Source organism: Pelomonas sp. SE-A7 (genome assembly GCF_030345705.1).
Taxonomy (GTDB): Bacteria; Pseudomonadota; Gammaproteobacteria; order Burkholderiales; family Burkholderiaceae_C; genus JAUASW01.
In genome coordinates this window covers 2,397,647-2,406,732 of sequence record NZ_JAUASW010000001.1, presented here as the reverse complement: position 1 = coordinate 2,406,732, position 9,086 = coordinate 2,397,647, and the positions used below count along the sequence as shown (strand labels likewise).

The following is a 9,086-nucleotide window of genomic DNA, read 5'->3' as shown; positions in this document are numbered from 1 at the left end:
GCCTTACTCGGCGTCGCGCATTCCCTGCGCCCGCTTCACCGTGGCGGCCTTGAAGGCCTCCCACTGGGCCTTGTTCATGGGCTGCGAGGCGATGCGCTCCAGCCTGAAGCTCTTCCAGTCGGGGTTGTCGGGCAGCGCATGCTCGAAGCGTTCGATCAGGCCGTCCTTGGCATTGATCCACAGGCTGCCGGCGACGTTGCCGAAGGCCGGGCCGCTGACCTCGAAGCGGTGCGTGGGAATCTCGTCCAGCACCTCGTCCTTCAGGTAGCGGAACGTAGCCTTGCCCTTGTCGACCATGCCGCCTTCCTGCACGCCGCCATCGGGCTTGAACTTGGTGCGCAAGAACTCGAAATCGGGGTCGAGGATGCCGACCTCGAAGTCCGCCCGCCGGTTCTTCAGGAAGGGCAGCGTGGCGTTCATGCCCGTCAGGTCGAAGTTGTAGATATGGGCCGGCAAATGGCCGACCTTGACCGGCAGCGTGGCCTTGGCCACCGTGGCCACCAGTCGGCGTTGGCCGGGGTCGCTGTCCATGCTCATCTGCAAGTTGGGCTTGCCGAGCTCCAGGCGGTTGTACGAGCGCATCCAGCTTTCGGTCAGCGACTTGGGATCGAGCCTGGCCGTGACCAGGGCCAGGTAGCGGCCGTCGGCCTCGACCTTGAGCGCCTCGACCTGCAGCGGCGCTCCGAAATGCAGCGAGAGCACCAGGCGCTTCGTGCCGTCCAGGTTGGACTTGACGTAGTGCACTACCTGGTTCACCGGCGCCTTCTTGGCCTGGTAGTCGAACTGGGCCAGCGAGTCGGTCTGGGCCGAGCTGGCGGTGCTGGCGGCGGCCAGGGCCAGGACGGCGGCGAGTTGCTTGACGGTCATGCTTGTCTCCATGTCTTGTCTGATCGCGCATTGTGCTGTGCCTGGATGGCAGACAACCCGGATCAGTCGATCTGCCTGAATCCCGGACAGTCGGGCGCCCGATCCGCCGCTCGCCCCAGGGAAACCGGGCCCGCGGCGGCTGGCACAACGCTTGCAACAGAATAGCCAAGGCTGCCGTGCCTTCACAGGCGGCCCTTCAAAAACAGGAGACAAGCCATGACCGTCCTCGCGCCGCGCCGTAGTGCGCTGCTGCTGCTGTCCGCCCTTGCGCTGGGCACTGGCATCGCTGCCGCCCAGTCCAAGAGTGGCGAGATCCGCATCGCCCACATCTACAGCAAGACCGGCGCGCTGGAAGCCTATGGCAAGCAGACGCAAGTCGGCTTCATGATGGGCCTGGACTACGCTACCGGCGGCACGATGACCGTGGGCGGCAAGAAGCTGGTGGTGATCGAGAAGGACGATCAGGGCAAGCCCGACGTGGGCAAGAGCCTGCTGGCCGCCGCCTATGGCGACGACAAGGTCGACATCGCCGTGGGCCCGACCAGCTCGGGCGTGGCCCTGGCCATGCTGCCGGTGGCCGAGGAGTTCAAGAAGATCCTGCTGGTGGAGCCGGCCGTGGCCGACGCCATCACCGGCGAGAAGTGGAACAAGTACATCTTCCGCACCGGCCGCAGCTCCAGCCAGGACGCCATCGCCAACGCCGTTGCCTCCGACGCCGACGGCGTGCAGATCGCCACCATCGCGCAGGACTACGCCTTCGGCCGCGACGGGGTCAAGGCCTTCAAGGACCAGCTCAAGAAGACCAGGATCGTCCACGAGGAATACCTGCCGCCGGCGACGACCGACTTCACGGCCGGCATCCTGCGCGCGGTCGAGGCGCTGAAGGACAAGCCGGGCAAGAACAACAAGTTCATCGCCGTGGTCTGGGCCGGCGCCACCAACCCGTTCAACGCGCTGGCGGCCATGGACCTGGACAAGCGCTACGGCATCCGTGTCGGCAGCGGCGGCAACATCCTGCCGGCCATGGTGGCCTACAAGCAGTTCCCCGGCATGGAAGGCGCCACCTACTACTACTTCGGCATCCCCAAGAACCCGGTCAACGAATGGCTGGTGGCCAACCACTACAAGCAATACAAGAACCCGCCCGACTTCTTCACCGCGGGCGGCATGTCGGCCGCCATCGCCCTCGTGGAGGCGCTGAAGAAGACCAACGGCGACACGGCGACCAACAAGCTGATCAAGACCATGGAAGGCATGAGCTTCGAGACGCCCAAGGGCAAGATGACGTTCCGCGCCGAAGACCACCAGGCGATGCAGTCCATGTACCACTTCCGCATCAAGGTGGACCCGGCCTTCCCCTGGGGCGTGCCCGAGCTGGTCCGCGAGATCAAGCCCGAGGACATGAACGTGCCGATCAAGAACAAGCGCTGATCCATCGTGCTCGAGACCCGTCAGCTCAGCATCCGCTTCGGCGGCCACGTGGCGGTGGATGGCGTGTCCTGCGCCTTCCAGCCCGGCACGCTGACCGCCATCGTCGGCCCCAATGGCGCCGGCAAGACCACCTACTTCAACCTGATCTCGGGCCAGCTGCGCGCGAGCGAGGGACAGGTCTTGCTGGACGGCCGCGACATCAGCGGCCTCAGCGCGCCGCAGCGCACCCGCGCCGGCCTGGGCCGCGCCTTCCAGCTGACCCAGCTGTTCCCGCATCTCACGGTGCTGGAGAACGTGCGCCTGGCCGTGCAGGCCCGACGCGGCTTCGGGCTGAAGATGCTGTCGGTGTGGCTCTCGCACAAGGCCCTGATCGACGAGGCCATGGCCATCGTCGAGCGGGTGCGGCTGGCGGCCAAGGCCCAGTCCATCGCGGCCAGCCTGCCGCATGGCGACCAGCGCAAGCTGGAGGTGGCGATGCTGATCGCGCTGGACCCCAAGGTCTACATGTTCGACGAGCCCACGGCCGGCATGAGCGTGGACGAGGTGCCGGTGATCCTGGACCTGATCCGTGAACTCAAGGCCAGGCGCGAGCACACCATCCTGCTGGTGGAACACAAGATGGACGTGGTGCGCGAGCTGGCCGACCGCATCATCGTCCTGCACCAGGGCCAGCTCGTGGCCGACGGCGAACCGGCCGCGGTGATCGCCTCGCCGGTGGTGCAGAACGCCTACCTCGGAGCCGTTGAAGAACAGGAAGAGGGTGCCGCGGCATGAACTTGCTTGTACTGAAGGGCGTGCATACGCACATAGGCGCGTATCACATCCTGCATGGCGTGGACCTCGAAGTGCCGCAGGGCCAGCTGACCATGCTGCTGGGCCGCAATGGCGCCGGCAAGACCACGACGCTGCGAACCATCATGGGCCTGTGGCAGGCCAGCAGCGGCACGCTGAGATTCGACGGCCAGGACATCGCCAAGCGCGAGACGCCCGACATCGCCCAGCTGGGCATTGCCTACGTGCCCGAGAACATGGGCATCTTTGCCGACCTGACGGTGCGCGAGAACCTGCTGCTGGCGGCTCGCAAGGCCCGCTCGGTGGACGAGCTGGACACGCAGCGGCTGGAGTGGCTGTTCGGCCTGTTCCCGGCGCTGAAGAAGTTCTGGCTCTACCCGGCCGGCAAGCTCAGCGGCGGCCAGAAGCAGATGCTGGCCGTGGCCCGCGCCATGATCGAGCCGCGCCGCCTGCTGCTGATCGACGAGCCCTCCAAAGGCCTGGCCCCGGCCATCGTCCGCAACCTGATCGAAGCGCTGCGCGAACTGAAGAAGAGCGAGACCACCATCCTGCTGGTCGAACAGAACTTCAGCGTGGCCCAAGCCCTGGGCGACCGCGTGGCCGTGATGGACGACGGCCGCGTGGTGCATGCCGGCCCCATGGCCGAGCTGAGCGCCAACGAAGAGCTGCAGCAGAAGCTGCTGGGCCTGTCGCTGGGAGCGCATCAATGATGAATACGACGACGACGACGCTGCCGGCGCCTGCGCCGGACGCCATCCCCAAGGCCCGCTTCGACTGGAAGCCGCTGCTGCTGCTGGCCGCCATCGCGCTGGTCGCCTTGCCCCTGGTGGGCAACCCGGCCAGCTGGGTCACTCTGACCCTGGCCGGCCTGGCCATGGGCCTGATCATCTTCATCATCGCCTCAGGCCTGACCCTGGTCTTCGGCCTGATGGATGTGCTGAACTTCGGCCATGGCGTCTTCATCGCCCTGGGCGCCTTCATGGCGACCACGGTGCTGGGCGCGATGGGTGGCTTCACGGCGAGCCCATCGCTGATCGCCAACCTCGTGGCCGTGGCGGCGGCCAGCCTGGCCGGCATGGCCGTGGCCGGCGCCGTGGGCCTGGCCTTCGAGCGGGTGCTGGTGCGGCCGGTCTACGGCATGCACCTGAAGCAGATCCTGATCACCATGGGCGGCATGATCATCGGCGAGGAGATGATCAAGCTGGTCTGGGGCCCGCAGCTGATCGCCTTGCCCATGCCCGAGGCGCTGCGCGGCGCGCTGTGGTTCGGCGACGTGTCGGTGGAGAAGTTCCGCATCCTCGCGGTGCTGGCCGGGCTCAAGGTCCTGGTGCTGCTGCTGCTGGTGCTTAACAAGACCAAGCTGGGCCTGCTCATCCGCGCGGGCGTGCAGGACCGCGAGATGGTGGAGAGCCTGGGCTACCGGATCCGCCGGCTGTTCGTGGCGGTGTTCGTCGGCGGCTCGGCGCTGGCCGGCCTGGGCGGCGTGATGTGGGGCCTGTACCAGCAGGGAGTCACGCCGCAGATAGGCGCCCAGGTCAACACCCTGATCTTCATCGTCATCATCATCGGCGGCCTGGGCTCCACGCTGGGCTGCTTCGTCGGCGCGCTGGCCGTTGGCCTGCTGGCCAACTACATAGGCTTTGTCGCACCCAAGGCGGCGCTGTTCTCCAACATCGGCCTGATGGTGGCCGTGCTCCTGTGGCGGCCGCAGGGGCTGTATCCGGTCGGGGGCAAGCAATGATCCGCAGCCTGCTTTCGCATGACCTGCCACGCAGCAAGCTGCTGGCCGCGCTCTTGATCGCCACGGTGCTGGGCCTGGCGCTGACGCCCTTCATCTTCCCGGGCACCAAGGCGCTGAATGTGGCGGCCAAGATCCTGATCTTCATCGTGCTGGTGTCCAGCTACGACCTGCTGCTGGGCTACACCGGCATCGTCAGCTTTGCCCACACCATGTTCTTCGGCATAGGCGCCTATGGCGTGGCGATTGCCTGCAGCCGCGCCGAGGACCCGGGCTGGGGCACGGTGCTGACTGGCATCGGTGGGGCGCTCGGCATCTCGCTTGTGCTGTCGCTGGTGATCGGCCTGTTCAGCCTGCGGGTCAAGGCCATCTTCTTCGCGATGATCACCATGGCGGTGGCAGCGGCCTTCATGACGCTGGCCTCGCAGCTGTCGGAAATCACCGGCGGCGAAGACGGCCTCAGCTTCAAGGTGCCCGAGGCCCTGCGGCCCTCGACCGAGTACTTCGAGGAGCCGGTGCTGGGCGCCATGATCGACGGCAAGTTTGCCGCCTACTACCTGCTCTTCGTGGCGACCGTGGTGCTGGTGCTGCTGCTGCTGCGCATAGTCAACTCGCCCTTCGGTCGCGTGCTGCAGGCGATCCGCGAGAACGACTTCCGCGCCGAGGCCATTGGCTACCGCACGGTGGTCTACCGCACGCTGTCCAACGTCTTGGCCGCGCTGTTCGCCACGGCGGCCGGCGCGCTCTTGGCGCTCTGGCTGCGCTACAACGGGCCGGACACCTCACTCTCGCTGGAGATCATGCTGGACATCCTGCTGATCGTCGTGATCGGCGGCATGGGCACGATCTACGGCGCCGTCATCGGCAGCGTGCTCTTCGTGCTGGCGCAGAACTACCTGCAGGACCTGATGAAGCTGGGCGCCGGTGCGGTGGAGGGCATCCCCGTGCTGTCGCAGCTGATCGCACCGGACCGCTGGCTGCTGTGGATGGGCCTGTTGTTCGTGCTGGCGGTCTATCACTTCCCGTTCGGCGTCGTCGGCCGGCTGCGCCTGGGCGCTGCGGCCAAGGCCAGGGAGTGAGCTAGCCATGACGCGGCCCGTCGTCGTGCCCCAGTCGCGCTACCTGGTCTGCGAAGGCCGCGAGCTGCACTACATGGAGTGGGGCGCTGAAGAGAACGAGGCGGGCGAGGTGGTCATCGCCTGGCACGGCCTGGCACGCACCGGCCGCGACATGGACGACCTGGCCGGGCACCTGGCCAGCCGCGGCTACCGCGTGATCTGCCCCGACACGATAGGCCGCGGACTCTCGCAATGGAGCCCGGCGCCCGACGACGAATACTGCCTGGACTTCTACGTGCGCCTGGCCACCTCGCTGGTCAAGCAGCTGGACCTGCAGCACTGCCTGTGGGTGGGCACCTCGATGGGCGGTGCCATCGGCCTGGTGGCCGCGGCCACCAGCTTGCGTGGGCGCATACGCCGGCTGCTGCTCAACGACAGCGGCCCTGAGATCACCGAGGCGTCGGTGCAGCGCATCCGCAGCTATGCCGGCAACCCGCAGGCCTTCGACACCATGGCCGAGCTGGAGCAGTACTTCCGCACCATCTACGCACCCTACGGCTGGCTCAGCGACGCGCAGTGGCGCCGCCTGACCGAGACCTCGACGCGCCGTCTGCCGGACGGCCGCGTGACCCCGCACTACGACCCGGCCATGGTGCGCCAGTTCATCACCCGCCCCGACGACTACAGCCGCTGGCCCGAATGGGACAGCCTGGAGCTGCCCGTGCTGTGCCTGCGCGGCGAGACCAGCGACCTGCTGACCGTCGAGACCACCGAAGCCATGCGCACCCGCGGCCCCCGCGCCGTGGTCGTCACCATTCCGGATTGCGGGCATGCACCGGCGCTCAATACACCGGCGCAGTTGGGGGTGGTGGAGAGGTTTTTGGGGGCGGGGTGAGGGGACGCTGGCGCGGCGCCAGCGGAAAGAGGTGGGCATGCCGGCCTGGATCGATTCGGCAGGCGGCGGCGAACCTGTGGCAGCCGCAAGCAATTGGGAGGCCTATTGCACCCGGCGGCGCGTCGGTGCCCGGGTAAGTCCGCTCTATGACGAGTCCGGCCACGCCGTCCAATCATTCGCTGGCTGCATCACGTTAGGTGGCTAGTTGCTAGTTGGATACTGCAGCCGACTAAACGTTAGGCCGCATTAATGCAGATCTTTGCCGCAGGTATCTCGAACATCGCGCTACTGTTGATCGCCATTGCTGCATCCTTTGTTGGGCTTTATTGGCTCTGGACCGAGTACATGCTCTTTGGCTTGGCTTTGTCGGCGACATTGCTGTTCGGTGGCGCTCGGCTTCTTCCTTCGCGGCTGGTTCAGATGCATTCGATATCGCTAGGGCTCGCAATCGGTGCTGCAGCGGGAACATTTGTTGGCGCTGCAAAGGCGCTGTCCTAAATGGCTCGGGTGATACCTAACCAGTCGCTCGAGCCGACTCGCGTCGGCAAGCCGCCGCTCGCGGCTCAGCTTCAACGTTAGGCTGCAAGAGCATGACAACACCTATCCCGGCACCCCTGGCTGACTTCTGGAGTGCTTTCGCCGATTCGATCGCCGGCGTGGATCCCACTCGCTTCTACGAGGTGTGCGTCTTTGGCGATAGTGAAGCTCTGGCGAATGAGCTTGCCGAACTCGTGCTTCTAGGTACTAAGCGCGCAACATCGGGCTCGGTGTGGTCCTACGAAGATGAAGGGAAGCGAATTCCTATCCCGGGCGATCTCAGCATCGTCACGAACTGGGCGGGCAGGCCGCTGTGCATCATTGAAACCGAATCAGTCGAGGTTGTTCCTTTCAGCGAAGTCAGTTCCGAGTTCGCGGCCACTGAAGGCGAAGGGGATGGCTCGTTGTCGTTCTGGCGAGAGGCACATAGACAGTACTTCACTCGCGAATGCGCCCGATCAGGACGCCAGTTCAGCGAGAACATGCTTGTTGCCTGTGAGCGGTTCAGAGTTGCCTATGTCGTTCGCTCATGACCCGGTGGCTTGCACAACGCACAGGACGACGCGTCAATGGCCGGGTAACTACGCACTGATGGCATCTATTGCCGGCGGTCCAATCAGCAAGCTGCAATCGTCGGTCGTGCTTCAACGACCGCGGCGTGGCCTCCGATCATTTGCCTTCACCAGCCGCTGGCTATGCCAAGAATCATCACCGCCTTCGCAATCCTCGCAAGCCTAGTGATGTGCGCTTGCAGCCAAGAGTCCATCTTCGAGAGTCTGATCCCCAAGCAAGAGGCCGCGCTGGCCAAGGAGCTGGTGGCAAAGATTGGCAGCCGCGATTTCTCTGCGGTTGAAGAGGCGCTGAATCCGGACCTCCGCACACCGGACTTGCGCGCCAAGCTTGAACAGATGGCCGGCATGCTGCCGCAGGGCGCGCCAAAGTCTGTCCTTGTCATCGGCTCAAACACGATGACCCGCGCCGCTGGCACCACCTATGAGCTGACGCTTGAGTATGAGTACCCCGATGCGTGGGTAATTGCCGCTGTCACGCTCGAACGCAGCGACGGGAAGATCGTCCTGCAGGGGATTACCTTTACTCCAAGGGCACGATCACTTGCCGCCGAGAACCGGTTCACTTTTGAGGGCAAGGGAGCCCTGCACTACATCGTCTTTGCCTTGGCCGTCGTTATTCCGATGTTGGTTGTCTACGCGCTGGTGTTGTGCGTGCGGACCAAGATGAAGCAGCGCAAGTGGCTGTGGATTCTGTTCATCGCCATTGGCCTGGTGCAGGTCCACTTCAACTGGACGACGGCTTCCTGGAATGTGCAGCCGGTCAGCTTCGTGCTGCTTGGCGCGGGCTTTGCGAAAAGCGGCCCCGTGGCTCCGTGGATCTTCACGCTCGCATTCCCCTTGGGCGCCATCTTGTTCTTGGTACGCCGTCGCAGCTTGCAGTACCACGAGGCATCCCTGCCGGTTGCTGTAGCTGAATAGCGTTGGCAACTGACGCCCACCCGGCTCCACCATCAAGGGCATGCTCGCCGACCTAGGGGATCCACGCGGCTCTGGAGCGGAACGCGACTCTTCTCCGACCTTGCGTCTCCGCATCGTCGTCAGGTCCCCACCTCAGTTGGGCTGTGGCCTGGCAGGTGGCCTGATGATCGAACCTTGGGCGAGACCCGGCATATCGATGCAGCGATTCGGCGCCTCCCGTGCCGATTGACAAGGCTGGCTCGGGAAACTGCCTATCATGGCTGCCAGAAAATTTTCCC

General features: G+C 65.2%; 10 protein-coding genes. 9 read left to right on the top strand and 1 reads right to left on the bottom strand.

Going from position 1 to position 9,086, the window contains the following annotated elements:
• Nucleotides 1-3: 3 nt before the first annotated feature.
• Nucleotides 4-867 (bottom strand): hypothetical protein, encoded by an 864-nt coding sequence (locus QT382_RS10890; protein ID WP_289254057.1) that lies wholly within the window; start codon nt 865-867, stop codon nt 4-6.
• Nucleotides 868-1,083: 216 nt separating this feature from the next.
• Here QT382_RS10890 and QT382_RS10885 point away from each other — a divergent pair, with 216 nt between their 5' ends.
• The 9 genes from QT382_RS10885 to QT382_RS10845 all read left to right on the top strand — a co-directional run bounded on the left by QT382_RS10885 (nt 1,084) and on the right by QT382_RS10845 (nt 8,808).
• Nucleotides 1,084-2,298, top strand: coding sequence for a substrate-binding domain-containing protein (locus QT382_RS10885; protein ID WP_289254056.1), 1,215 nt, complete (start codon nt 1,084-1,086; stop codon nt 2,296-2,298).
• A gap of 6 nt (nt 2,299-2,304) precedes the next feature.
• Nucleotides 2,305-3,072 carry an ABC transporter ATP-binding protein gene (locus QT382_RS10880; protein ID WP_289254055.1) on the top strand — a complete coding sequence of 256 codons (768 nt, stop codon included), beginning with the start codon at nt 2,305-2,307 and terminating at the stop codon, nt 3,070-3,072.
• Nucleotides 3,069-3,800 (top strand): ABC transporter ATP-binding protein, encoded by a 732-nt coding sequence (locus tag QT382_RS10875; protein WP_289254054.1) that lies wholly within the window; start codon nt 3,069-3,071, stop codon nt 3,798-3,800. Before QT382_RS10880 ends, QT382_RS10875 begins: the two co-directional genes overlap by 4 nt.
• Nucleotides 3,800-4,831: a branched-chain amino acid ABC transporter permease gene (locus tag QT382_RS10870; RefSeq protein WP_289254724.1), complete on the top strand. Its 1,032-nt coding sequence runs from the start codon at nt 3,800-3,802 to the stop codon at nt 4,829-4,831. Before QT382_RS10875 ends, QT382_RS10870 begins: the two co-directional genes overlap by 1 nt.
• A complete protein-coding gene (locus QT382_RS10865; RefSeq protein ID WP_289254053.1) occupies nt 4,828-5,907 on the top strand; it encodes a branched-chain amino acid ABC transporter permease in 1,080 nt (359 codons plus the stop codon). Before QT382_RS10870 ends, QT382_RS10865 begins: the two co-directional genes overlap by 4 nt.
• Before the next feature lie 7 nt (nt 5,908-5,914).
• The gene (locus tag QT382_RS10860; RefSeq protein ID WP_289254052.1) at nt 5,915-6,781 is read left to right on the top strand and encodes an alpha/beta fold hydrolase; all 867 of its coding nucleotides are present in this window, start codon (nt 5,915-5,917) and stop codon (nt 6,779-6,781) included.
• Nucleotides 6,782-7,030: 249 nt separating this feature from the next.
• Nucleotides 7,031-7,279 (top strand): hypothetical protein, encoded by a 249-nt coding sequence (locus tag QT382_RS10855; protein ID WP_289254051.1) that lies wholly within the window; start codon nt 7,031-7,033, stop codon nt 7,277-7,279.
• A gap of 92 nt (nt 7,280-7,371) precedes the next feature.
• Nucleotides 7,372-7,851: an ASCH domain-containing protein gene (locus QT382_RS10850; RefSeq protein WP_289254050.1), complete on the top strand. Its 480-nt coding sequence runs from the start codon at nt 7,372-7,374 to the stop codon at nt 7,849-7,851.
• Between the two features lie 162 nt (nt 7,852-8,013).
• Nucleotides 8,014-8,808: a hypothetical protein gene (locus QT382_RS10845; protein ID WP_289254049.1), complete on the top strand. Its 795-nt coding sequence runs from the start codon at nt 8,014-8,016 to the stop codon at nt 8,806-8,808.
• Nucleotides 8,809-9,086: the final 278 nt, after the last annotated feature.

Bases quoted from the DNA above. Each gene is read 5' to 3' on its own strand.
- QT382_RS10845 (WP_289254049.1), top strand. From the start codon at position 8,014: ATGCCAAGAATCATCACCGCCTTCGCAATCCTCGCAAGCCTAGTGATG.
- QT382_RS10865 (WP_289254053.1), top strand. From the start codon at position 4,828: ATGATCCGCAGCCTGCTTTCGCATGACCTGCCACGCAGCAAGCTGCTG.
- QT382_RS10885 (WP_289254056.1), top strand. From the start codon at position 1,084: ATGACCGTCCTCGCGCCGCGCCGTAGTGCGCTGCTGCTGCTGTCCGCC.
- QT382_RS10870 (WP_289254724.1), top strand. From the start codon at position 3,800: ATGAATACGACGACGACGACGCTGCCGGCGCCTGCGCCGGACGCCATC.
- QT382_RS10850 (WP_289254050.1), top strand. From the start codon at position 7,372: ATGACAACACCTATCCCGGCACCCCTGGCTGACTTCTGGAGTGCTTTC.
- QT382_RS10855 (WP_289254051.1), top strand. From the start codon at position 7,031: ATGCAGATCTTTGCCGCAGGTATCTCGAACATCGCGCTACTGTTGATC.
- QT382_RS10890 (WP_289254057.1), bottom strand. From the start codon at position 867: ATGACCGTCAAGCAACTCGCCGCCGTCCTGGCCCTGGCCGCCGCCAGC.
- QT382_RS10875 (WP_289254054.1), top strand. From the start codon at position 3,069: ATGAACTTGCTTGTACTGAAGGGCGTGCATACGCACATAGGCGCGTAT.
- QT382_RS10860 (WP_289254052.1), top strand. From the start codon at position 5,915: ATGACGCGGCCCGTCGTCGTGCCCCAGTCGCGCTACCTGGTCTGCGAA.